General features: G+C 57.6%; 20 protein-coding genes and 1 pseudogene. 8 read left to right on the top strand and 13 right to left on the bottom strand.

What is annotated here, in order from left to right:
* Positions 1 to 25: 25 nt before the first annotated feature.
* Positions 26 to 808: an SDR family NAD(P)-dependent oxidoreductase gene (locus B0G75_RS39110; RefSeq protein WP_258194172.1), complete on the top strand. Its 783-nt coding sequence runs from the start codon at positions 26 to 28 to the stop codon at positions 806 to 808.
* 166 nt (positions 809 to 974) lie between these two features.
* Positions 975 to 2,501 (top strand): class I adenylate-forming enzyme family protein, encoded by a 1,527-nt coding sequence (locus B0G75_RS39105; RefSeq protein WP_181196771.1) that lies wholly within the window; start codon positions 975 to 977, stop codon positions 2,499 to 2,501.
* A 215-nt stretch (positions 2,502 to 2,716) separates the two neighbouring features.
* Here B0G75_RS39105 and B0G75_RS39100 read toward each other — a convergent pair whose 3' ends face one another.
* A complete protein-coding gene (locus B0G75_RS39100) occupies positions 2,717 to 3,916 on the bottom strand; it encodes a multidrug effflux MFS transporter (protein WP_106286364.1) in 1,200 nt (399 codons plus the stop codon).
* 247 nt (positions 3,917 to 4,163) lie between these two features.
* Positions 4,164 to 4,682 carry an NAD(P)-binding domain-containing protein gene (locus tag B0G75_RS39095; RefSeq protein WP_106286363.1) on the bottom strand — a complete coding sequence of 173 codons (519 nt, stop codon included), beginning with the start codon at positions 4,680 to 4,682 and terminating at the stop codon, positions 4,164 to 4,166.
* 357 nt (positions 4,683 to 5,039) lie between these two features.
* On the opposite strand from B0G75_RS39095, the gene ssuE reads away from it, so the two are divergent.
* The 6 genes and pseudogenes from ssuE (at position 5,040) to B0G75_RS39060 (ending at position 12,110) form a co-directional block, all read left to right on the top strand.
* Complete coding sequence (ssuE, locus tag B0G75_RS39090) at positions 5,040 to 5,675, top strand: NADPH-dependent FMN reductase (RefSeq protein WP_106286362.1); 636 nt, start codon at positions 5,040 to 5,042, stop codon at positions 5,673 to 5,675.
* A gap of 12 nt (positions 5,676 to 5,687) precedes the next feature.
* Positions 5,688 to 6,326: pseudogene (gene ribB, locus B0G75_RS39085) on the top strand (3,4-dihydroxy-2-butanone-4-phosphate synthase); the annotation flags it as partial.
* A 146-nt stretch (positions 6,327 to 6,472) separates the two neighbouring features.
* Positions 6,473 to 7,882: an FAD-binding oxidoreductase gene (locus B0G75_RS39080; RefSeq protein WP_106286373.1), complete on the top strand. Its 1,410-nt coding sequence runs from the start codon at positions 6,473 to 6,475 to the stop codon at positions 7,880 to 7,882.
* A 995-nt stretch (positions 7,883 to 8,877) separates the two neighbouring features.
* Positions 8,878 to 9,090: a hypothetical protein gene (locus B0G75_RS39070; protein ID WP_106286359.1), complete on the top strand. Its 213-nt coding sequence runs from the start codon at positions 8,878 to 8,880 to the stop codon at positions 9,088 to 9,090.
* 486 nt (positions 9,091 to 9,576) lie between these two features.
* On the top strand, positions 9,577 to 10,707 hold the full coding sequence (locus B0G75_RS39065) for an IS110 family transposase (RefSeq protein ID WP_106286358.1): 1,131 nt from the start codon (positions 9,577 to 9,579) through the stop codon (positions 10,705 to 10,707).
* A gap of 251 nt (positions 10,708 to 10,958) precedes the next feature.
* Positions 10,959 to 12,110, top strand: a complete 1,152-nt coding sequence (locus tag B0G75_RS39060; RefSeq protein ID WP_106286357.1) for an IS110 family transposase — start codon at positions 10,959 to 10,961, stop codon at positions 12,108 to 12,110.
* Positions 12,111 to 12,777: 667 nt separating this feature from the next.
* Here the strand turns inward: B0G75_RS39060 and B0G75_RS39055 are convergent.
* From B0G75_RS39055 to B0G75_RS39005, 11 genes are all read right to left on the bottom strand, one after another.
* Positions 12,778 to 14,331, bottom strand: coding sequence for an IS66 family transposase (locus tag B0G75_RS39055; protein WP_106314877.1), 1,554 nt, complete (start codon positions 14,329 to 14,331; stop codon positions 12,778 to 12,780).
* Positions 14,332 to 14,361: 30 nt separating this feature from the next.
* Positions 14,362 to 14,706 (bottom strand): IS66 family insertion sequence element accessory protein TnpB, encoded by a 345-nt coding sequence (tnpB, locus tag B0G75_RS39050; protein WP_106314876.1) that lies wholly within the window; start codon positions 14,704 to 14,706, stop codon positions 14,362 to 14,364.
* Complete coding sequence (locus B0G75_RS39045; protein WP_258194950.1) at positions 14,703 to 15,110, bottom strand: transposase; 408 nt, start codon at positions 15,108 to 15,110, stop codon at positions 14,703 to 14,705. Before B0G75_RS39045 ends, tnpB begins: the two co-directional genes overlap by 4 nt.
* A 204-nt stretch (positions 15,111 to 15,314) precedes the next feature.
* Positions 15,315 to 15,719, bottom strand: a complete 405-nt coding sequence (locus tag B0G75_RS39040; protein ID WP_106286356.1) for a PaaI family thioesterase — start codon at positions 15,717 to 15,719, stop codon at positions 15,315 to 15,317.
* Positions 15,720 to 15,875: 156 nt separating this feature from the next.
* Positions 15,876 to 16,352 (bottom strand): MaoC/PaaZ C-terminal domain-containing protein, encoded by a 477-nt coding sequence (locus tag B0G75_RS39035; protein ID WP_106286355.1) that lies wholly within the window; start codon positions 16,350 to 16,352, stop codon positions 15,876 to 15,878.
* Between the two features lie 42 nt (positions 16,353 to 16,394).
* Positions 16,395 to 17,861 (bottom strand): amidase, encoded by a 1,467-nt coding sequence (locus B0G75_RS39030; protein ID WP_219907337.1) that lies wholly within the window; start codon positions 17,859 to 17,861, stop codon positions 16,395 to 16,397.
* A 20-nt stretch (positions 17,862 to 17,881) separates the two neighbouring features.
* A complete protein-coding gene (locus tag B0G75_RS39025) occupies positions 17,882 to 18,718 on the bottom strand; it encodes a polysaccharide deacetylase (protein ID WP_106286354.1) in 837 nt (278 codons plus the stop codon).
* 33 nt (positions 18,719 to 18,751) lie between these two features.
* On the bottom strand, positions 18,752 to 19,927 hold the full coding sequence (locus B0G75_RS39020; protein WP_106286353.1) for an acyl-CoA dehydrogenase family protein: 1,176 nt from the start codon (positions 19,925 to 19,927) through the stop codon (positions 18,752 to 18,754).
* 74 nt (positions 19,928 to 20,001) lie between these two features.
* Positions 20,002 to 20,820 carry a citryl-CoA lyase gene (locus B0G75_RS39015; RefSeq protein ID WP_106286352.1) on the bottom strand — a complete coding sequence of 273 codons (819 nt, stop codon included), beginning with the start codon at positions 20,818 to 20,820 and terminating at the stop codon, positions 20,002 to 20,004.
* Between the two features lies 1 nt (position 20,821).
* Positions 20,822 to 21,262, bottom strand: coding sequence for a thioesterase family protein (locus B0G75_RS39010; protein WP_106286351.1), 441 nt, complete (start codon positions 21,260 to 21,262; stop codon positions 20,822 to 20,824).
* A 58-nt stretch (positions 21,263 to 21,320) separates the two neighbouring features.
* Positions 21,321 to 22,688 (bottom strand): aspartate aminotransferase family protein, encoded by a 1,368-nt coding sequence (locus B0G75_RS39005; RefSeq protein ID WP_106286350.1) that lies wholly within the window; start codon positions 22,686 to 22,688, stop codon positions 21,321 to 21,323.
* Between the last annotated feature and the right edge of the window lie 264 nt (positions 22,689 to 22,952).

Here is a 22,952-nt window from a genome sequence, read left to right as displayed (position 1 = left end):
ATATAAGGATTACATAATGTGTTCCATGAAAGATAAAGTCGCGGTGGTCACCGGTGGCGAAAGTGGCATTGGCCTGGAAATTTCCAAAGGGCTGGCACAAGCAGGGGCGCACGTAGTACTGGCCGGTATTCTCGAAGATCTTGGCACCAAGGCTGAGGCATCGATTCGCGAGGCCGGAGGTAAAGCCGAATTCATTAAAGTTGATGTACGTTCTTCCTCCGCCATCAATGCGCTTATTTCCGGTGTGCATGAGCGTTTGGGCCGCCTTGACGTGCTGGTCAATAATGCCGGTGTCTCGGACGGAGCGGCCAAATGCCTGGAGACGAGCGACGAATTGTGGGATTTAGTACTTGATATCAATCTGCGCGGCGCCTTTTTTGCGACTCGCGCGGCGCTGGCCGTCATGGTACCCCAGCGAAGCGGACGCATCGTTAACGTTGCATCGGTAGCCGCCTTGCGCGTGCAGGTTAACGGGCTGCCGTATACCGTATCCAAATTCGGCATGACGGGTCTGACGCGCCATACCGCCACGCACTATGCCGAATCGGGAGTAACGATCAACGCCATCTGCCCGGGTTTCACGGTGACGGAGATGCGCGACAACTCAGCCCGCATCGTTGGAGACGTCGCGCCACCGATGGACCGTGCCGTGGGGGCGTCGCCCGACGCCTTCAAAAAGTTCGTGCCGGCACAACGACGCGGCAGTGTAGGCGAAATCGCCGCACTTGCGCTTTTTTTCTCTTCCGACGCGGCAAGTTACATCACGGGGCAGGTCGTCGCGGTGGACGGCGGATGGTCGGCGTCTTGACACGTATGTAAAACGCCTTTTGGCTCAGATGGCCGTCGCCCACCGGCCGGTGACCGTGAGGCACCTTGGAGATCAGTACGTCCAGTCTTACCATTGCATCGGCATATATTCCGAACGTCTCCCTTGCGTTGTGGTGCACGACGCTTCATCAACGAAAAAATTGAGCATGAAAGCACTAGTTAGCGACTGTATTCGTCAAGCTGCCCAGCTTCATCCCGACAAGACTGCGATCGTCGCCGATGGTCGGCGGATCAGTTACAGCGAGTTGGATCAGCGAGCGCAGTCGCTGGCATGCAAGTTGGTCTGGATGGGCGTAAAGCGAGGCGAGCGTGTCGCCATCGTTTCCGAGAATTCTATCGAATACTTTATCGTGATGTTCGCGGTCTGGCGAGCTGCCGGGGTTCTAGCGACGATTTTCCCGACATTTGGTGCGACCGAGCTCACATACGCTTTTCGTAATGCGACGCCGCGGCTAATACTGGTCGAACAGGAGCGCCTCGCTGCTGTCCAGAGTGCATTGCTCGAGACGGGCCTGAACTTTGAAGTGCGGGTTATTGGGCCTGATCAATTGCTTGAAGACGTGGAGCCAGTCAATGTGGCGCTACCCATGGCGATGCTGGGCGATCCAGGTATTATTTCCTATACCTCGGGTACGTCGGGCCGGCCAAAGCCGGTCACGCACACTCACGGAAGTTTGGCTCTTGGGCCGCAAATCTACGCCAGTATCTGGCATATGACCGAGCACGATGTTTTCTTCGTTCCCATGCCGCTTGCCTGGTTGGCTGGCGTGGTGACCACCTCGCTGGTGGCACTGAGCGTGGGCGCAACGGTGGCATTGGCGCGCCGCTTCAAGGATGCGGATGCACTGCGCGTCCTGGTTGAAGAACGGGTTACATTCTTCTTCGGTGTGACCACCATGTACGTGAAGCTCCTGCAGTACATCAAGACCCTGCCTGTGGCGCCTGAATTGCTTTTGCGGTGCTGTATCGCGGGCGGCGAACCGCGCAACGAGCCAGCCTTCGAGGAATGGCAGCGCGTGGCCGGTGCCGCGGTGCTCGATTGTTATGCCAGCGCGGAATGTTTTCCGGTGGCAACCTACGATCCGAGCATCGATCCGATACCGCGCCTCGGGTCGGGAGGGAGGCTGCTGGACGGTGTGCAGTTACGCTTGCTGAGACCCGATGGCACGGAAGCTGCCGCCGGTGAGGTGGGCGAGGCCCAGGTTCGTTCGCCGGTGATGATGCACGGCTATTGGGGTGAGCCTGATCTGACCGAGGCTGCTTTCACCGATGACGGTTGGTACCGCCTTGGCGACTACCTTCGCATCGACGAAGATGGCTACGTTTTCGTCGTCGGTCGTGCGTCCGACATGATCATCCGTGGTGGAGCAAACGTGTCGCCGGCCGAGGTAGAGTCGGTGCTGGTGCGTTTTGCGGGGGTGGCTGAGGCGGCAGTGGTTGGCTTGCCTGACGCAGTCTTCGGCCAGAGCGTGGCTGCCGCGATCGTTCCGGCTGTCGGCGCCCAAGTGGATCTGAATGCGCTCAAGATCTACTGCTCGAGCGAACTGGCGCACTACAAGGTACCCGCTCTGGTCGTGTTGTTCGGCACGCTTCCGAGAAATAACGCCGGCAAGGTGGTGCGCCGCCATGTTATTCCCATGATTGAAGAGCTGCGAGAAAAAGGAACGCTTTAACTGCTTGGATCGCGGGCCAACCTTCCGATCTGGGCTCGCGGTTGCGTCCGCGCATTGCGCCGTGTCGGGCATGAGCGGACGAAGACCGCATTCATCTGGATTCGGAAAGTCGAACGGTGTATCGGCGTTGGTCTGACCCAACTACTGAACGCCGGACAACTCCACGGTGTGCGTTGATTCCCGCTCCTGAAGAGAATTCGGTAAGCCATTCACCGCTAGTCTTTGATCAGAAAAACACATAGGAAAGAGAGCGCTGCGGCTACGGCCATCACGGCTGCCATAGGCCGCGGTGTTCCGTCCGCTAGCGCACCGACCAGCGTTGAACCAAACATGCCGCTACCATATTGAACGGCGCCAGCCAGGGCGGAAACTGAACCGGCGCTACTGGGCGCAAGTTTCATTGCACCAGTCAATGCATTGGCGACGACGAATCCGTTTGCAGCGATGTAGAAGGTAAGTGGCATCGCTAATCCCAAAAGGCCGCCGAATCCGGTGATAGCCGCAGCAATGGCACCCAAGCCCGAAAGCAACGCCATAGTGGCGCCGATTTTCAGCAATTGCTTGCTACTTCGGTGACCTACCAAACGCATGTTGATTGTGCTGGATGTCATGACGCCAACCATACCAATACCAAATACGAAACCAAAAAGGGTCGGCGGTAGATGGTGATAAGTAATCAATGCGAATGGGCCGCCTGCGATATAGGCGAATATCCCGACATAGAAGAATCCAGTCGCACCAAGGTACGCCAGGAGGCGCCAGTTCCGTAACAGCGTGCAGTAACCATAAATTGCTTTGCCGATACCGGCCGCAACGCGTTCACTTGGCAGCAGCGTCTCGGGCAACGTCCTAAACGCGGCGAACGTGACAAAACCTATTCCTACCAGCGCCCAGAAAATAGCACGCCATCCTATCGCGGCAAGAATTTGACCTCCGATGATTGGCCCAATCAACGGGGCGATTGATAGAACGGTGATCAGTGCCGACATCACCTCTGCTGCCCGGTGTCCCTTGTAGAGATCGCGCACCATTGCGCGACTGAGTCCGACACCCGCCGATGCGCCCAGTGCCTGGACAAGTCGCCAGCCAATCAAACTCCATATGCTGCCGGCCAGCGCACATCCGGCGGAGCCAATTGCGAATAGCACCAAACCCAGTAGGATCGGGCGCCGTCGACCATGACGATCTCCTATCGGTCCCCAGAAGAGTAGCCCTAAGCTAAGCCCGACGAGATAGCCGGAAACGGTCCACTCAGTTGCGCCGCGCGGTGCACCAAGTTCATGTGCCATTGTGGGCATGGCTGGCAGATAAGTGTCGGTGGATATGGACGCCAACGCCATCAGGGATCCGAGTATTACCTGGACACGCCACCCGCGCGGCTCCTTAGTCCCGCGTTCAGCGGCCGCTATTTGCATTTTCAGCGCCTTATCATTGTTACTCGTCGAATGCGTGGCGATTGACAGTCGTTCGCACGACGTTGTGTCGCGCCTGCAATTGCATGGTAATCAGTAGAGTGGCGGTGCCAGCTCGGACAAACGATTCCCCGCCCGAGCCGGCACTGTTAGGCTATCGTTTGAAATGCGCGGAAGCTGATGGTTCTACCGTAGCCGGATTTTCCGCCGAGCTGTGACACCAGCATCTTCAGGATTTCACCGTAAAGTGCTAGCCGCAAGGCACCGCCATTAACGAACTCGAATCCCATTTCCTCAACAAGCGGCTGGACAGCCGTTTTGGCATCATCGCTGTCCGAAAATACGAAAATCCTTGTCTTTCCGACGGTTCCGGATCCCTCACGACGACGTCATATAAGGAACTGAACGCCCCCAACACTCGGACGCCTGATAGTACATCGCCGAGCTGCTGAGCGGAACTCTTGTTGCCATCAAAGCCCACATTCTCGTCTACCGTGACCGAGATCACTACGCAGGTGAAATCTTTCAGCAGCGCAGCGACCTGCTCGATGGCCAAAGCCGGAATTGCCACGAACGCGAAGTCGCTCTGGGCGATATCGGCTTCGGCCGCCTGTCGAACACCCAGGCGTTGCGACAATGCGGTGGCAGAGGCGTATCCAAATTTCGAACCGCGGACGAAAACGTCGTGCGATGTTCGCTTTACCAGCGCTTCCGTGATCGCGCTGCCCATGGAACCCGTCCCAACTAATGCGATGCGATTTCTCGGCATGTTCTGTGTCCTTTGAGTTTCTTCTGTCGATTCATCGCTACGCTATTGCTTTTCGCATGATTCTATCGATGCTATTCCAGGCAAGCGTCGAGTCCAACAATGTGGAAGTCAATGTAAATAATGTCCTGGAAAAATACGAGGTGATCTGATAATCAGGTTTAGTTCGTGCGGAACCAATCACCTCGTGTCCAGTTTCGCTGAACTCGGCCTAAAGACAATGTTTACGTTGTGGCGCCAATTGTTCGCCATTAGCCTAAGGATGTAGGCCGGGTAATTGGTGATCACCGTTGCGGACATTTACCCCCGGCAAGCTTTGGCGAGTGTCGTTGATGACCGGCCATCAGAAAGGGAAATATCATGAAAACTCGATCAGTGGTGGCCGTCTCGGCCAGCCCGTCCTCGTCGTCGAAAACCGCTTTCCTGGTGGATCATGTGCTTGACCATATCGCAAGTCCTTCGTTGTGCGTTCGCCATGACCGATTGCGTGATATTTCACCTCAGACCTTGTTGACGGGTGACTTGTCTGACGTTGCGCTTGCCGACATCGTACAAGCCATTGATCAGGCAGATGGCATCATCATCGCAACGCCAATCTTCAAAGCATCGTTCACCGGATTGCTGAAAGTGTTTCTCGACGTGCTGCCGCAATTCGGTCTTGCAGGGAAGGCGGTGTTGTGCCTGGGTACTGGCGGCAGCGCGGCGCATGTATTGTCACTCGACTATGGCTTGCGTCCGGTTTTGCAGTCAATGGCGGCGCGCCACGTGGTGCAAAGCCATTTCATAGTCGAGAAGGACCTGACTCGGGATGAGCGAGGCTTCAGCATTGCCGAATCAGCTGCTGCTCCTCTCTGGGAAGCTGTCCACCATTTCGAGCAGGTCTTGCGTGTCGATGAGGAATCGCGTTGGCTCGGACATCCGCGGCCACCTGGTGGCCCGCTATATTCCGTCGAGAAATATAAGACGGAAAGCAAACACGAAACCCCAATTGACTGAGGAATTTCACAGATGAACGTTTATCAACAGAGCGAGAGTCAAGGCCTGCTTGCCACAACTGAAGAGCTGATTGAAGAAGCACGGCATGGTCGTATGTTCGTCTTGGTCGATGATGAAGATCGCGAGAATGAAGGGGACCTGGTCATTCCGGCACAGTTCGCCAGCGCGGAGGCCATTGCTTTCATGGCACGACAGGCCTGCGGCTTGATCTGTCTCGCGCTGCAGCGGGCCCGAGCCGCGCAGCTAGGCCTGACGCCGATGCCGCAGCGCAACGGCAGTCAGTTCGGGACTGCGTTCACCGTGTCCATCGAGGCGCGCCAGGGTGTCACTACCGGTATATCCGCAGCCGATCGCGCACGCACGGTGCAGGTCGCGATTGATCCATCGCTCGGCGGCGAGCATTTGACCACGCCAGGTCATATGTTTCCCCTCGTGGCTAGGGATGGCGGCGTGCTCGTTCGTCCGGGGCACACTGAGGCCGCTGTCGATTTTGCCCGTCTGGCCGGCTTGCTGCCGGCCGGCGTTATCTGCGAGATCACGAACGAAGACGGCACTATGGCAAGAATGCCGGATCTGCTGGTATTCGCGCGCAAGCACAAGCTGAAGGTCGGCACTATTGCCGACCTCATCGCATACCGCAGGTCTCACGAGAGGAATCATCAAATTTCCGGCGAATTTATCGAAAGCTTCGAAAGCCTCGAATGTGCCGAACTATATTAATTAAGATCCAATGCGGGAATGCTAATCTTATGAGAACGGAATCCGGCATCGTTTCACCGTCTGCGAGCAACGCATCGATGAGCGAATTATTGGCGGCGTTGCGCGCGCGACTAGGCGCTTCCGGTGTGCTCGATGGTGCCGATGCGCAGCCGTATGAAATCGACTGGCGGCGTCTATATTCAGGACACAGTCTTGCCGTGCTGCGGCCCGCCAATACCGAGGAAGTGGCGGCGGCGGTGCAGTTATGCGCCGCGCATGGCGTATCAATAGTGCCGCAGGGCGGTAATACCGGAATGGTCGGTGGGGGCGTGCCCGATGACAGCGGCGCCCAGATAGTCCTTTCCCTAGCACGCATGAATCGTGTACGCGATATCGACACCCTAAATTTCAGTATTGTCGTGGACGCCGGCGTCACGCTGCAGGCGGCGCGTGAAGCAGTCGCCAAGGTGGATTGCGCGTTGCCGCTGATGATCGGATCTCAGGGTACCGCGCAGATAGGCGGAGTTTTGTCGACCAATGCTGGCGGCAATAACACGATAAAATATGGTAACGCGCGCAGCCTCGTGATGGGGCTGGAGGTGGTTCTGGCCGACGGCCGGGTTTGGCACGGTTTGCGCCGGTTACGCAAGGACAACACCGGCTATTGCCTGTCCCAGCTTTTTGTGGGTGCGGAGGGCACGCTGGGCATCATAACAGGCGCTTGTCTGAGATTGGTGCCACGCCTTCAAACGGTGGAGGTCGGTCTCGTGTCGGTCGAATCGCCGCAATCGGCGCTCGAACTGCTGGAGCGCTTTCAGCGTGCCAACGGTGACGTTCTGCAGGCCTATGAATACATCTGCGGCGATGGACTGGAGTTGGTACTGTCGCTGATCCCGGGCACTCAGCGTGCTTTGAGATCGACCGCGGATCATTATGTGCTGATCGAACTAGGTACCAGTCAGCCCGAGTCACCCTTGCGGGAAACGCTTGAAACGGTGTTGGGTCAGGCGATCGAGGACGGCCTGGTATTTGATGCGGCGATTGCCGAAAGTGAAGGGCAGCAGGCGGCGTTGTGGCGTCTGCGCGAAGAACAGTCAGAAGCGCAGGCGCGTGCTGGCGCATCCGTCAAGAATGATATCTCCGTGTCGGTTTCGGCCACACCGCAATTGATCTCCGAAGCGACGCAAGTATGCGAGGCTCTAATGCCGGGCATAAGGGTACTGCCCTTCGGTCATCTGGGTGACGGCAACATCCATTTCAACCTGGTCGCCCCGGAAGGTATGGACGGTCCGACGTTCCTGGCACATAGCGACGAGCTGATGCATGCCGTGAACGATGTAACCCGGCGCCTCGATGGCAGCTTCTCTGCCGAACATGGTATCGGCCGCTTGAAGGTCGACATGTTGGCCGACTGGCGTGGCGGAGTGGAGCTCGACCTGATGCACAGGATCAAGAGGGCGCTGGATCCGCAGGGATTGCTTAATCCCGGCAAGATTCTGGCAGAATGAGCATTCCGACTGTGGATGTGTCGCGCTGCATGAAACCTGTCCGGCTTGCGATTTCCCTGTAGTTGTTTGGTGTCTGTGCATATATGCATGCAGCGCCGCGCGTAGCAATTCCTCCTTCGTGCGAAAGTAGTACTGAAGATTTTCTAGCGTGATTCCAACGCGACCCGCTACGCAGCGTGTCGCAAACCGGGCCTATCCATCCTCCCGATACGTCTGCTGGGCGGCAAGGATAATCTGTGTGACGCTCAGTTCCCGGTTTCGCCCTGCGGCCAGCCCCGTCGCGAGCCTCGGCTACCTGGGATCAACAAACGCACCTTGCTTCATTGCCTTCTGTTGCATGCTGACTCTCCCAAAAAGCTAGCATCTGCTGCTCCAAAATTCTAGGTCAATTCAATGGACGTAGAAAACATTGTAATCTTTTCTGGCGCTGTAGCTCGCGAGGCATGGATTCGTGTTTCACAACCGCTCGTTCGGTCTCCGGGTACAAGCTAGTTGAAGACAAATCATACAAAACATTCAGTTAGCGCTGAGATTCGTTCGAATATTTTGCGTCATAAATCGGTGTTTTCCCTTGCTCTCAACGGACTTGAATCTAGGTCAAACAACTACTATTATTAGGTCAATAAAACGTATTTAACAGGTCAAGGACCAGCAAGTACGCCCTCGGGTTGGCGGTGACTACGGGACTGAAGGTGAGGGGTGGGCAATGAGCAGCAACGCGATTTCTTTGCGCAGCATAATCGAGAAATGGCTGGCGCCGACGCCGGCCTCGCCGATTCGACTGACCAGGGTACGTCACGCAATACCGGGACCTCTGCGATGCGTACGTGCAGAGGCACTTCTGGCGTCAGGTCCCCTGGCAATCCTCTTTTTCCAGCATGGTGACGGATCGTGGTGCGTGTTTCCTCCGGAGTCGCACCGACCGACGTTAGGAGTTCTCCGCGGGCCGAATGAGAGGAGCCCGGCATAGTCTTCAGAATTGAAGGTGCAATGTGATGGATATCGAACGGATTGCCAGTGATTCGGGCATGCAGGTTGTGCTGGATGGTCGTATCGGGCGCGAAGAGTATAAGAGTGTGTACGGATCTCTCCAGGCCCTTCAGCGCTTTGCCGATAGCATTCGCCAGTTTGTGGCGAGCGAAACAGGGTGCGCTCAAGAATCAGATCTCCGGCTAAGACCGCAGCCTGGTCGATTTGACAGCGCGTAGGGGGCAATCGTGCCTTGGCGACGCATTTGTTGTGCGCGCCACACATAGGAGCCCGTCGGGTGAGTGCGATTTTAGTCCAGCGGCGCGACGTGCGGGATCGGGCTGTCGTCGATGTCTCGCTGTTGCTGCAAGGCGGCGATCGCCTGTTCCAGATAAACCGATGACGGGTGTGCCTGCGGGCGTTGATCCGATCCGTAGCATTTGGAGTGAATCCTACCTTCCGGCGATCGCGGGCGGAGACGCTCATTAGCGGGTCAGTGTAAAGCGAGCAAGCGAATCCATGGCCGCGAGAGCGGTTCGCTTTCAAATTCGAGCCCGACTGCGGTGACTGATCGTGCCCAATCCAATCGCGAAACTGGTTAGTCAGTATGACTCCGTGAGGTGGTGGCTGGCCTGGCGTGAGGAATCAAACGCGGGTTAGCATCGCTGCCAGAGCCGCACGGTGTGGACAGGGCCACACCCGGCGATTTCCGCACGGAGGCCAGCATGGAACACGATAGCACGCTGTACGTGGGTCTGGATGTTCACAAGGAGTCGATCACAGTCGCCTACGCGACCGGTATGGGCGAGGTCGAACTGCTCGGCAAGATCGGGACGACCAAGCCCGATATCGACCGTCTGTGCAAGCGTCTGCAGTCCAAAGCGCGACGCGTACACGTCGTCTATGAGGCCGGTCCGTGCGGTTATGGACTTTACCGGCAACTGGTCGAGAAAGGAATCGACTGCATGGTATGCGCGCCTTCATTGATTCCAAAGAAGCCAGGTGAACGCGTCAAGACGGATCGACGTGATGCAGTGAAGCTCGTGCGCTCGCTTCGCGCCGGCGACCTGTCGGCTGTGTATGTGCCCACCGTGGAGGACGAAGCCTTCCGCGATCTCTCACGTGCCTGGGTAAGTGCAAAGGACGATCTGAAGCGTGCCCGACAACGCCTGAAGGCCTTTCTGCTTCTGCATGGAGTTGGCTACACAGGCCGAGCCGACTGGGGGCCATCGCACCGGCGTTGGCTGAGTACGTTTGCGTTCGACAGCACCTGGCAGCAGTTTGCGTTCGAGGAGCATCGACGCACCATCGAGGACCGGTTGGCGCAATGCGACCGACTGGAAGCAGCGTTGCGCGAGGCGGTTCTCAACTGGCGATTCTATCCGGCCGTGCTAGGCCTGCAAACGATGCGCGGCGTGCAGTTCACCACAGCTGTGGGCATGCTCGCCGAACTGGGCGATCTGTCGCGCTTCACGCACCCGCAGCAGTTGATGGCCTGGTTGGGCGTGACGCCGTCCGAACACTCGTCGGGCGAGAAACGTCGTCAGGGAAGCATCACCAAGAACGGGAACAGTTATGCCAGAAAGCTGCTCGTCGAAGCGGCCTGGAGCTATCAGCACCCAGCCCGCGTCAGTCCTGAGATCCAGCGTCGCCATGAAGGCATTCCTAAGCCCATCGTAGATCGAGCATGGGACGCGCAGGTACGCTTGTGCCGACGCTTCCGAAAGCTCGTCGCGCGTGGAAAGCAGAAGAACATCGTGGTCATCGCGGTCGCCCGAGAACTCAGCGGGTTCATCTGGGATATCGGCCGGCTCGCAATGTCGCTTGCCGTGAGGTGCGATGGACTCGTGGCGTAATTCGATATCTGAATCACCCCACCACTCGAGGGGGAGTTTCCTGAAGGCGGCGTAGCCCGGCACACGAGTAACCCGCGACAATGCTAGGCAACGGATACATCCGGACTTGCGAGGTTAGATAGCGGCAGGCTCATTGGGCGGACCTTTGTAATGCGGTACCCAACCCGCGGATATCAGATCCTATGAAGCGCGTCCCTCGCCACGCTGAGGTCTAAAATTGGCGTGCCGAGGTTTGCTCAAAGGAGAACGTCATGTGTTCCGATCAGACGTACACGAGTGGTGACGGAATGGTTTTGGCCGTGTCGCTGGAACTGGCTGCGGCCAAGTGGAAAGTTGCGTTGCACGACGGCCGGCGCGAGAAACCCGCCGTGCACACCGTTGCACAGCCGCAGGCTGCGGCGCGTCTGCAGGCGGTGCTGGACCTGATCGAGGCACATAAGGAAAGGTGGTCGTTGCCGACAGATGTACGGATTGCCGTGAGCTATGAGGCTGGACAGGACGCATTCTGGATCTGGCGCGCGTTACGGGCGCGACACCTCGACTGCTACGTTATTGATCCGGCCAGCATTCCGGTCGAACGCCACCAGCGGCGGGCCAAGACTGATCGGCTCGATGTCATCAAGCTCGTCATCAACCTGCGCGCGTGGCTGCGCGGCGAGCGTGATCGCATGCATGTGATTCGCGTACCGTCAGCGGAGGACGAAGCATCGCGCCATCTGATGCGAGAGCGCGGACAACTACAGAAGGAAATCCTGCAGCACCAGGATCGCATGCGCAAGCTGCTGGCCACCCTCGGCTGCTGGGATCCGGTCGATCACCGGGCTTTCGCGGACCGGCTCGAGCGCGACGAAGTGCGATGCCACGACGGTGCACCGTTACCGCGCGAGCTGTATGAGCGGTTACGGCGTGAGTGCGACCGGCTGGCCCTCGTCGAACAGCAACTTGCGGTGCTGGAAAGCACGCGAAAGACGAACGTGCCAGCAGTCGCGCGCCAGCGTTGCGATGCGCTGGCGCGCCTCAAGGGTATCGGCGAAGTGGGCGCCTCGCGTCTTGCGCTCGAGCTCTTCTGGCGGGACTTCAACAATCGCCGCGAAGTCGGCTCGTGCGTCGGGCTGGTGCCTCAGCCCTACGACAGCGGCGAAAGCCAGGTCGATCAAGGGATCAGCAAACAGGCAAACCGGCGGGTGCGCGCGCTGCTGATCGAGATTGCATGGACCTGGCTGCGCTACCAGCCCGGCAGCGCACTAACAAAATGGTTTGACCAACGCACGCTGGGTACAGGGCCGAACCGACGCGCACGACGTATCGCTATCGTCGCGGTGGCGAGACGTCTTGCCATTGCGCTGTGGCGCTATCTCAAAGACGGAGTCATTCCCGAAGGCGCTCACCTTAAGCGTGCTTAATTCCTCGAAGGTTTCGCAGAAAGGAGGTTAAGGATTGGCTAGGCAGTTACGTAGCAAACACGGTTGGAGTGAACATGCCCGTGATCACGCTGGGTTGCTGAAGCAACCGAATATTTTCAGATGGGGCATGCTCCCGGAAAAGGGTTCCGGCGTAACGCGCATGCAGGATAAGGCTGGCGACACGCCAGCGGATAGAAGGTGGTGAGATGCTGGTTCTTCTCACGAGCGCCACGGCGACTTCCGGCCAGATCGATCGGAGACACTTTATGAAAGTTTGGGAAAAAGCGATCTTGACAGAACCCTCGCTCATAGAAGCGTGATCCACCGTCGAGATGTACAGCTACGTCGCCCTCAGGAAATTCACAGATATGCAGTCGACAAACTAAAACAAACCCATCCCGATTGACAACACAGAGTCATATCAGCATTCACCTCCTCCCCGCCTTCAGAGCCAAGTCAGACAGTGATGTGCCCGGTTGCAGGCAGGCATCTTGTCCGCGCGGTCGAAGCTTCCCTTGTCGCCGTCACCAAAGCGTGTCACACGCAAGGCCAAAAAGGTCGTAAGCGCCTCACTCCGGCCGTGTGCGATCGATCGCGCGCGCGTGGCACGCTAGTGATGGCGCGTTGATTGAGGGCTCGCGGGTGTTTGCCGGCAACGTTGCGGAGATCAGGTTGTCGCGGATGGCGGAGCGGATTGCGTGGGCAATTTGCCAATCACGTTCCAGGGCAGCAGTTCGTCGATGCGACTGATTTTGTGATCAGCGATGTGCGTCAGGACGTATTCGAGATACACGCGCGGGTTGATGTCGTTCAGCTTGCATGTTCCGATGAGACCGTACATTGCAGCGGCCCGCTCACCGCCACTGTCGGACCCCGCAAAGAGGAAGTTCTTCCTTCCCAGGCTCACGCAGCGCAAGGCGTTTTCTGCGAGCGCGTTGCTGATCTCGATGCGACCGTCTTCGAAGTACAGAACGAGTGCCTCCCATTGATTGAGCGAGTAGCGTATCGCTTTGGTCAGTTCAGATTTAGCCGACAGGGTCGCGACCTTTTCCACCATCCATGCATGGATGGCCTCGAGCAACGGCAGGCTGCTTTCCTGCCTTACCCGTAGTCGCTCGACGGCGGGCCTGCCGCGGATCTTGGCCTCGATGCCGTAGAGCTCGCCGATCCGTTCGAGTACGTACCTCGTCGCCTCGGTCGGCGTGCGTACGTGAACATCGTATATGTACCGTCTCGCGTGATCCCAGCAAGCCGCCTCACGGATCTTGCCGCCCACGTACAGCTCGTCGAAGCCACCATAGGCGTCGGCCTGCAGAACGCCCTCGAATCCAGCGAGATGAGTTTGCGGATGGATCCCTTTTCGATCAGGTGAGTAGGCAAACCAGACTGCGGCCGGGTCAGTCGAGCCTGAGCGGCTGTCGTCACGAACGTACACCCACAGTCGCCCCGTGCGCGTCTTTTTATTTCCCGGGGCAAGCACTGGAATTGGTGTGTCATCCGCGTGCAGCTTGACGGTATCCATCGTGTAGACGCGCAGCGCTTCGGTCAATGGCTCGCACAACGCCTCGCACTGGCCGACCCAGCGCCCCATGCTCGCGGGGTCAAGCTTCACCCCGTCGCGCGCAGCGATCGCCGACTGCCGGTACAACGGTTGATGATCCGCGAACTTCGAAACGAGGATGTCGGCAAGCAGGCTCGGATGCGCAATACTGCGCTCAATTGGCAAGCTAGGCATGAGCGGCTGCGAGATGTGATTGCAACAGGTGCAGACTGCCTTGCGCCGGATCGTGCGAATCACCTTGAACATAGCGGCGACGCGGGCGAGCTGCTCGGACATATCCTCGCCGAGTGGCTGCATGGCGCTGCCGCAGTTCGGGCATCGCGAATCAGGTTCGAGCACGAGGTTTTCGCGCCGCAGATGAGGCGGCAACGCCTCCTTCGACGATGTTGCGCCAGCGGCCGCACCTGTGCCCGTTGCGCGGGCGCGGCGAACGTCGGCGACACCGCGTCCTCCGGTGAGTTCGTCAAGTTCCGTTTCAAGCCGCTCGACCTGCCGGTCCAGCTGCTCGGACTTGCGGCCAAACTGCATCCGTTTGAATTTCTCGATGTGGGCCTTGAGCTGCTCGATCTCGATATCGCGCTCGGCAAGCTGGGAACGAGCCTCGATCAGCAAGGCCTTGAGCGCATCGATGTCATCTGGAAGACGGGCATCATCGGTCATGCGCGGGAGTTTACGCGTACGCCGAAGCGTTTACAACATCGATAGCGCCGCTGTTCTACGCGGCTGCCGCCAGTCAATGCCCTCAAGCAGCATCGACAGCTGTGCCTGTGTCAGATGCACCTTGCCGCCGTCGGCCTTTGGCCAGACAAAACGTCCTCGCTCAAGTCGCTTCGCCAGGAGCCACAGGCCGTCCTCCGTGGCCCACAGGATCTTGATGAGGTCACCACGCCGACCCCGGAAGATGAACACATTGCCGTCTAACGGATTCTCTTCCAGTGCAGTCTGAACCTTTGCCGCCAGTCCCTGAAATCCGCAGCGCATGTCCGTGACGCCAGCCGCGATCCAGATGCGGGTGCCCGCCGGTAGCCCGATCATCGGGACAGCTCTCGAATGAGCAATCGCAGTAGATCCGGCGACACGTTGCCGCGGATGCGCAAGCATGCACGGTCGAATTCAATCTCGCAGACGTTCTCGGGCAAGTCCCCACATGTGGACGATGAGCCTTCGGCTTCGGCGACAACGCTCACGGGAAGTAACGGTTCAACGTCAACAACGGATTGCTGTCGCGCGTGCGCTGGAAGTGGAACGCCGAACGCGCCCTGAAGATATTGGCGACGCCATCTGAACAGCAGGTTGGCATTAATGTCATTGCGACGCGCAACCAACGACACAGACGCGCCGGGCTCAAAGGTTTGTTCGGCGAGCTGCCGTTTGAACTCTCGCGGAAAGTTCGGGCGCTTACCCGGCGCCGGGCTTCTGCTATCGATTATCTCGGCCACTTTGGTTCCCACCAAAATATTTGGTGGGAACCAAATTACCTTCCTTCATCGCAATACGGATAACGGCCGTCATGAGGCGCTTACAAAAGGTCTGGGCATCCTCGCTCATGGATTGCCTCCCCAAGTTGGGTTGCGGTCGCGTTCGTCGACCTTCTCAATTGCAGAAGCCACGTGGTCGGAAACTCGCGCTTATGCTGTACCGGCCTATAGAACGGCCTGGACGATGAGTGCTTGCGCCAGGAGTGTGTCGGTGTACGTTGCAGTGACATTCACAAACTTCAAAGTGTTGCTATTTTTGATTACCGTGGCGTAAAAATGCACGTCGTCGCCTTGCTTGCTACCGTTCATCATCGAGTAGTGTGCATCGAACGTACTTGCCTTTCTGCTTGCAGGTAAAAGGCTTAATGACGCGGCAAATGCGGCCATGTCCATGAAGGTAGTCAGGAAGGTGGAATGAGTGCGGCCATAGGCATTGACCGTCAGTTCGCCGACTCGTGCCTCGATCCAGGCCTCACCACCGGCGGCCCGCACGCTCTGGCGTCCCAGCGCGATATGCAACGGGTGCTGGCGAATCGCTTCCATCAGCGGATGCTCGGGATCAATAGTCATCGTTCGGGGAACTCGTTCAAGCCGTCAAGAACAATCTCGAAGGATTCCATATATTTTTAGCTGAGTTTTTCACGGTTGCGGTTTTCGAGTCCCGGCGGATGAATCACGCCGGGTTGTTTTTCGATAGGCATCGTGAGATGCCCTCCATTCGGGACGTCAGGCAAACTCGGCCGGAATACGACTGAACATGATTACCCACTGACCATCCTGAACGATTTCATCCCTCTGGTTGAGCACCTGCAGGTCGAACGTTACGATACCCCGGTCCGGCTTCTTGGTTTCGCGCTTGGAGGCCACGACTTCACACACGCGTATGGTGTCGCCGATGAACACCACATTTTTCATGTTCCACGTCATGCCCAGCATCACCAGGCTCGTGCCTTCCTTAAAGCCAAGCCCGATCTCGAGTCCCGATGCCATCGCGAAAACGCCGGGTCCGTGCATCAGGCGCTGACCGAACGGTGAGTTCCTGGCATATTCTGCGTTGGTGTGCATCGGGTGGGTGTCCCAGGAGAACGAGGTGAAATTCACCAAATCCGTCTCGGTGACGGTGCGGGACTTGGTTTCCCAAGTATCGCCGACGTTGAGTTCTTCATAATATTTGCCTGGCGGACGATTGGTGGATTGTGTCATGGTGCGTTTCTCTAAGGTTGGACGAGCGTATCGCGTATATCTTCACGCCGCAAATGCGGGCGGCGCAGTGAAGGCTTGGTATTGAGTTTCGAGCAAGCGGGCGAACTCAATGGTGGTGTGGTCGTCATACTGGGCTCCGATGATCTGCACTCCCACGGGCAGGCCCGAATTACCCACGCCGATGGGGGCTACCGTAGCGGGCAAATAAGCCAGCGTGGCCATGCTGGCCCAGAACATCTGGTGGATCGATTGCACCGGCTCGCCATTGATTGTGATTCGGCGTTCGTGGCGGGGTAGAGAATGATCATGCGTGAAAGCCGTAGTGGACGCGGCCGGACAGACGAGCACATCAAAGTCTTGAAAGAAAGCAGCCCATTTCATGCGGATACGATGACGTAGCTCGTTGAGCAGCAACCAGTCGCGATGTCCCATCGCGGCCGCTTCCCGTGCGAGCCACCAATAGTCGTCGGTGTCGGCGAACCTGGTGCCGACCTCCTCACGAAAACGCAGCACCTCGGCGGACGTGTGATTGCGGGACGTGGTCGAGCGGAGCAGCCTTACATACAGGCGGTACATTTCGTCGCGGTCGAAATTAGGCCAGGCGTTCTCCGTGACCTGCACGCCGCTGTCGCGTAGAAAATCAGCCAGTTTTTGAAGTTGCTGCGCCACTTCGGTATCGACCGGTGCGTTGGGTGCGTCGAACAAGAACGCTACACGGAAGGCACTGAGTTCGGTCTTTCGCGGCGCAGGCAGATCAAGACGCCACGCCCTGTTTGCAATGTCCGCTGGACCACTGATTACATCTAATACGAGCGCGAGGTCGCTCGCGCTACGCGCCAGTGGACCGATGACGCCCATGTCCGGCTCGGAAACCACATCCGGCAGCGCATGGCCCGACTGGGTGACAATGCCGAACGTCGGCTTGTGCCCGTACACGCCACAATAGTGTGCCGGGTTGCGAATCGAGGCACCTATGTCGGTGCCCAATTCGAGTCCCGTAAGCCCCGCCGCAATAGCCGCTGCGGCTCCGCCAGAAGACCCGCCAGGCGAGCGAGCAACGTCCCACGGGTTGTTTGTCGTGCCGTAAACGGGGTTGAATGTTTGCCAGTCGGCCAACAATACCGGTACGTTGGTTTTGCCGAATATGACCGCGCCAGCTTCTTTCAGGCGACGTACGGCGACGGCATCGTCAGTCGGGATTGAATGGGCAAATTTTTCAAGTCCCCATGTCGTGGGAGTACCCGCCAGGCGGAACGATTCCTTGACGGTCATCGGCACGCCGTGTAGCGGCCCTATGAATCCACCACGCTGACGCGCGCGGTCCGCTGCGTCAGCTTCGGCGCGTGCCTCGTCCAATCGAAGGGTGACCACAGCATTCAGGGAGGCGTTGTGGCTGTCCAAGCGCCCAATGAAATGTTCGAGCGCTTCCCGGCTACTCAGGAAACCGTTGCGGATCGCATTGGCAATATTGGCTGCGCTGCCAAACGGCAGCAGAGATGATGGCGACAAGTTGAAGTTCCCGTTTTGGTTTAGGCCATCGGCATTGACTGGTTGTAGCGTTCGGCCGTCTCGCTCATGCGCGAGAACTGTACCCCGGGGATTGCCTTCATGCGCTGGATCAGGCTTTCTAGCATGACGATACGCGGGCCGCGTCCGATCACTTCCGGGTGCATGGTCAGCGTGAAGGCGCCACCCTCGACATGTTTTGCGCAATAGTCGAACTCGGCCCACCAGATTGCGCCAACTTCCTCGGCCGAGCGTAATCCATTCAGCGGCGGTTTGCCCATAAACTGGAAATAAACAAAATCGTCCAACTCCCAAGCGACCGGGAACTCCACTAGGCTCGAGTTCGGGCCGAATACGACCCGACCATCCGATTGCACCTCATCGTTTATGCGTGGTCTATAGAGGCGATAATCGTCTGCCATTAGACTGCTGTCATAGAGGTAGCCACGTTCGGCCAAGATCGAGAGTGTGTTGACGCTCAAGTCCCACGCTGGCGAACGGTAACCAATCGGCTTTACCTTCGCGACTTGTTCCAGAGCCTCTTCGGCGGCAATAAAATCGTTCAGCTCTTGCTCCCGGCTCATGCCAACCGGTGAGGCATGAAGAAAGCTGTGTGCGGCTATTTCATGCCCTTCTGCAGCGATGGCCCTCACCGCTTCCGGGAAGGTCAGCGCTGTGTGGCCGGGCACGAAGAACGTAGCTGGTACTTGCAGCCTGTGCAGGAGGTCCAGTACACGCGGGACACCGACGCGCGCACCGAACTCTCCACGCGAAATCGGCGTAGGGGATGTCTGTTTGAACGACGTAATCCAGCTTGACAGGGCATCAAGATCAAAACTCAAATGGACTGTCGTCTTCATGGGAATTCCCATATTTTGATTGCGGGACGGTGTTCAAGCGGGGCTGTTTTCAACCAGTTTTCGGGCAATCAGAATCTGCAGAATCTCGTTCGAACCTTCTCCCAGGATCAATACCGGTACTTCGCGGAAAAAGCGTTCGACCATGAATTCGGGCGAATAGCCGAAACCACCATGAATGCGCATCGAGTCGATAGTGACCTCCATGGCCATTTCGGTCGCGAACAGTTTGGCCATCGCCATGTCCAGGTCGGCGCGTTCGCCGTTGTCCATCTTGCGTGCGCCTTGCAGAGTCAAGGCCTTGGCCGCTTCGATCTTGGTGGCCATCTGCGCGAGTTTGAGTTGAATGGCCTGGTGTTGACAAATGGGCTGGCCAAAGGTCTTGCGTTGCTGTGAATAGGCAAGCGCCCGTTTCAGACCGCCTAACGCAATCCCGATGGCCGAAGAGGACACCGACAGGCGGCCGGAATCGAGGCCACCCATGGTGTATTTGAAACCAACTCCCAGGCCAGCATCGCCGCCGAGAACTGAACTGGCGGGAATGCGCATATCGTCAAAGAAAATCTCGGACGACTCCATGCCTTTATAACCGAGTTTTTTTTGATTGCGTATTTCGAGCCCTGGCAGGTGAGTCGCGCCGGGTTGCTTTTCAATTAACATCGCAGTGATGCCTTTGTGACGCGGACTTTGCTCCGGGTCGGTAACAACCAGGGCCATGAGCAGACCGGCGTTCAGGGCGTGAGTCGCCCAAATCTTCTGTCCGTTGATGAGGTAGTCGTCACCCTCCTTCCTGGCGCGGGTGGTGATGGCTTGGATGTCGGACCCTGTGCCCGGCTCGGTGATGGAGAAGCAGGCCTTGAGTTCGCCCGCCGCCATGCTAGGCAGCAGACGATTCTTCTGTTCGGTGGTACCGAAGCGGAGAATCATCGATGCGACAGTGAATTGGGCAGTGAGGACGCCGGATAGCGTCATCCAGCCCTGGGACAACTCCATCAGCACGCGCGAGACGGTTTCATAGCCGGCGTCCAAGCCACCGTACTCTTCAGGAAGAGTCAGCGCAAACAGGCCGAGTTTTGCCATTTGATCGAACAAGGCTTGGGGGTAGGTGTCAGTCGACTCGAGTTCAGTGACAACCGGAAGCACATCCCGTTCGACAAACTTTCGTACCACGTCCAGAATCTGCTCGCGTTCGGCGTCGCGTGGAGTCGTCATGGGTAACCTCTTGGATATTTGACTGATGGGGCAAGCAGTCGGGAGGGACTGCGGCTCTCTTGGCGAGTGAACGGCTACCAGCCGACCGATTTTAGATCGGCCTCCAGATCGCGACGGGTACGCTCGTATGTGACGGTTTCATCCGGAATGGTACGAATACGGACTTTGCTATTCATTTCTTCTGTGATGTGGGCAATTACGCCAGGCAACGTCGCCATGACTGCGATACCGGTCATTTCGGCTGGGCTAAAGCCGAGTTGGGCAAATAGCGCCGCTGTCATTCCAACATCGTTAATCGGTAAATCCGGCTTGTTCACCGCGAGCTTGAATGCACGGTGGATCGCTTCGTACCAGTCGCAGGATTCGCCCCAGATGCCTTCTCCCATCGCAAGGTTCTTGAGTCGTTCCGAACGAGGGTCGACCCCTTTAAAGTTGGGATGTCCGAAACCGGGCACACGGGCCTTCCGTGCCCGAAGTTCAGCCACATAGGCCGTTGCGAACGTGTCCAAAGTCTGTCCGGAAGCCTTGTATTTAGCAACCCCTTCGATGATGAACTTGCCAGCGTCTTCAGGTGCTAGTGTGTACTCGCCCGCTGACAAGACTGCGGTGGCCAGACCCGCTTGCATGTTCGGATTCCCCGAGACGCAATAGCGGGCTGCTGCTGTGCCGGGCTTCTTGAGCCCATAGTCAATTGTTGAATTGAGCAAGGCATCGAGCATGCGTTCCTGATTCGGGGTCGGCAGCTTGCCACGAATCACCAGATAGCACGTTGTTGCAAAGGACACGCGGCCCATCAAGTCATTAACGTCGTAGCCACGAGCATGAACGGCGGTGGGCTCCACATCGCTGATTCCGGTATTCCAATAGGCATTCTTGATTTCTGCGCTATTCATCTTATCTATTACTTTCCAGATTGTTTGCGACAATATTCTCGAGTAATCGCTCCCGCACCGTCGGTGGCAGCGGCCTCGAGCGCCGGGTTGCGGGATCGAAGTTCACATAGACTGTTTCGGCGCCAAGCAGCTTTTCGTCGCCAGACGCGCGTGTAATATCAAATCCTAGTGTGAAGCTGCTGCTTCCAACCTTGACCGGATGTACGGCAATCTTGATCTCTTCTTCGAAACTCGCCGGGCTTTCGAATTCCAGCATGATGCTAACGATCGAAGGATCGCAACCCTCAGCCAGCAATGGCTTGTAGTCCCAGCCAAGGTGGCGAAAGTATTCGGTCATGGCCACGTCGAGGTACTCGAGATAGCGCGCGTGATAAACGATACCTTGCTGGTCGGTTTCATGGTACCGAACGCGCAGGCAATGCTGAAAGTTCGTGGTTTTCATTGGCGGGCCAATAGATTCATCGAAATGTTGAGCATGCCTGTCATACATCGAGCGGCATTCAGCGACGTGCCTTCAGAGCATCGTCGAGCGACAGCCGGAGATGATTGACCATGTCGTCCACCTGCGGCTTGGTGATAATCAACGGCGGGCAAAAGGCCAGCGCGTCAGCCATATTGCGCGAAATCACGCCGCGCTGCTGCAGGAAACCATTGACCAAGGCGCCGAGCTGGCCTGGCAGATCAGTGCCGCGCTTTTCCTCTTTGTTGACGACCAGTTCAACCGCCGCGATCAGGCCAACACCACGCACTTCGCCGACCAGAGGGTGACTGCTCAGTTCCCTCAGGCTCGTCTGCAAATGAGCTCCGACGTCGGCTGCATGCGCGACCAGATTGCGCTCGTTGATAATGTCCAAGGTCTCGTTGGCGACGGCTGCTGCCACCGGGTGGCCACCACCGGTGAAACCATGACCGAACACACCGATGCGACCGCTTTCTTCGGCGATCGGCCCGAAAACTCGGTCGTTGACTAGAAGTGCCGACATCGGCATGTAGCTGGAGGTGAGTTGCTTCGACAACTCAAGAATGTCCGGTTTGATGCCAAAGGTCTCACAGCCGAACATGCGGCCGGTGCGGCCGAAACCGCAGATCACCTCATCGGCGACCAGCAAGATTTCGTAGCGTTTCAGTACGTCCTGAATTTTCTCCCAATACGTGGCGGGCGGCACGACGACACCACCAGCTCCCATCACCGGTTCAGCGAAGAAGGCGGCGACAGTGTCGGGACCTTCGCGAAGTATCAGTGCTTCCAATTCGTCGGCGCAGCGTGTCGCGAACTGTTCTTCAGTCTCGCCAGGGAGGCCTTCGCGCCAGTAGTGCGGACACAAGGTGTGTCGCACGAATGGCAATGGCAGACCGAAGGATCGGTGATTGTTCGGAAGGCCGGTCAAACTGGCTGAAGCCATCGTGGTGCCGTGGTAGGCGCGTTGGCGGCTAATGATCTTCTTGCGCTGCGATTGGCCCAGTGCTTCGAAGTGATACCAGATCATCTTGATGGCCGTGTCGTTGGCCTCGGACCCGGAATTCGCGAAGTACGCTTTGCTCATCGGCACGGGCGCCATTTTTACGAGGCGTTCGGCCAGTTCGATTTGCTGCGAGTGTGATTTGTGCGAAAAATTGTGGTAGTAGGGCAGCTTTTCCATCTGCCGACTTGCTGCTTGAACCAAGCGCTGCTCGCTAAAGCCCAGCGCCGTGCTCCACAGCCCGGCCATGCCCTCGATATAGCGCTTCCCTTCAGAATCGACGACGTAGATGCCATCACCGGACTCAATGATCAGCGGTCCTTGGGTCAGGTGTGACTGCAGATTGGTGTAACCGTGCAGGAGGTACGCGGCATCCTTTTCATGGGCACAATATGCTGTTTTTGTCACGTGATAGCCTCTATAACAATGTTTTTTAGTGATGATGCATCATGCATCGAACTGACGGGCCATGTCAAGCGCAGTCGTTCCACATTGTCTGCGTAGTGATGTTCGAGTTGTTCTCGCGCATGGTCCCGAAAGCATCCAGAGGGATCGTTGCTGACCGTGAAACGAACACTGGCAGACAATCTTGAGTTCGAGGTGTACCGTGACGCTTCGCGTCTGGTAATGCAGGGCGGGGCGATCACCAGACGTTTGGAGTCCTCTGTTTGC

It is taken from the genome of Paraburkholderia sp. BL18I3N2, assembly GCF_003001875.1.
Classification (GTDB): Bacteria; Pseudomonadota; Gammaproteobacteria; order Burkholderiales; family Burkholderiaceae; genus Paraburkholderia; species Paraburkholderia phytofirmans.
The sequence above is the reverse complement of the archived record's forward strand: the minus strand, read 5'-3'. Positions and strand labels throughout refer to the sequence as shown.

What these genes read in the sequence shown, in the direction of transcription:
- B0G75_RS39110 (WP_258194172.1), top strand. Translation starts at nt 26, where the DNA reads ATGAAAGATAAAGTCGCGGTGGTCACCGGTGGCGAAAGTGGCATTGGC.
- B0G75_RS39105 (WP_181196771.1), top strand. Translation starts at nt 975, where the DNA reads ATGAAAGCACTAGTTAGCGACTGTATTCGTCAAGCTGCCCAGCTTCAT.
- B0G75_RS39100 (WP_106286364.1), bottom strand. Translation starts at nt 3,916, where the DNA reads ATGCAAATAGCGGCCGCTGAACGCGGGACTAAGGAGCCGCGCGGGTGG.
- B0G75_RS39095 (WP_106286363.1), bottom strand. Translation starts at nt 4,682, where the DNA reads ATGCCGAGAAATCGCATCGCATTAGTTGGGACGGGTTCCATGGGCAGC.
- ssuE (WP_106286362.1), top strand. Translation starts at nt 5,040, where the DNA reads ATGAAAACTCGATCAGTGGTGGCCGTCTCGGCCAGCCCGTCCTCGTCG.
- B0G75_RS39080 (WP_106286373.1), top strand. Translation starts at nt 6,473, where the DNA reads ATGAGCGAATTATTGGCGGCGTTGCGCGCGCGACTAGGCGCTTCCGGT.
- B0G75_RS39070 (WP_106286359.1), top strand. Translation starts at nt 8,878, where the DNA reads ATGGATATCGAACGGATTGCCAGTGATTCGGGCATGCAGGTTGTGCTG.
- B0G75_RS39065 (WP_106286358.1), top strand. Translation starts at nt 9,577, where the DNA reads ATGGAACACGATAGCACGCTGTACGTGGGTCTGGATGTTCACAAGGAG.
- B0G75_RS39060 (WP_106286357.1), top strand. Translation starts at nt 10,959, where the DNA reads ATGTGTTCCGATCAGACGTACACGAGTGGTGACGGAATGGTTTTGGCC.
- B0G75_RS39055 (WP_106314877.1), bottom strand. Translation starts at nt 14,331, where the DNA reads ATGACCGATGATGCCCGTCTTCCAGATGACATCGATGCGCTCAAGGCC.
- tnpB (WP_106314876.1), bottom strand. Translation starts at nt 14,706, where the DNA reads ATGATCGGGCTACCGGCGGGCACCCGCATCTGGATCGCGGCTGGCGTC.
- B0G75_RS39040 (WP_106286356.1), bottom strand. Translation starts at nt 15,719, where the DNA reads ATGACTATTGATCCCGAGCATCCGCTGATGGAAGCGATTCGCCAGCAC.
- B0G75_RS39035 (WP_106286355.1), bottom strand. Translation starts at nt 16,352, where the DNA reads ATGACACAATCCACCAATCGTCCGCCAGGCAAATATTATGAAGAACTC.
- B0G75_RS39025 (WP_106286354.1), bottom strand. Translation starts at nt 18,718, where the DNA reads ATGAAGACGACAGTCCATTTGAGTTTTGATCTTGATGCCCTGTCAAGC.
- B0G75_RS39020 (WP_106286353.1), bottom strand. Translation starts at nt 19,927, where the DNA reads ATGACGACTCCACGCGACGCCGAACGCGAGCAGATTCTGGACGTGGTA.
- B0G75_RS39015 (WP_106286352.1), bottom strand. Translation starts at nt 20,820, where the DNA reads ATGAATAGCGCAGAAATCAAGAATGCCTATTGGAATACCGGAATCAGC.
- B0G75_RS39010 (WP_106286351.1), bottom strand. Translation starts at nt 21,262, where the DNA reads ATGAAAACCACGAACTTTCAGCATTGCCTGCGCGTTCGGTACCATGAA.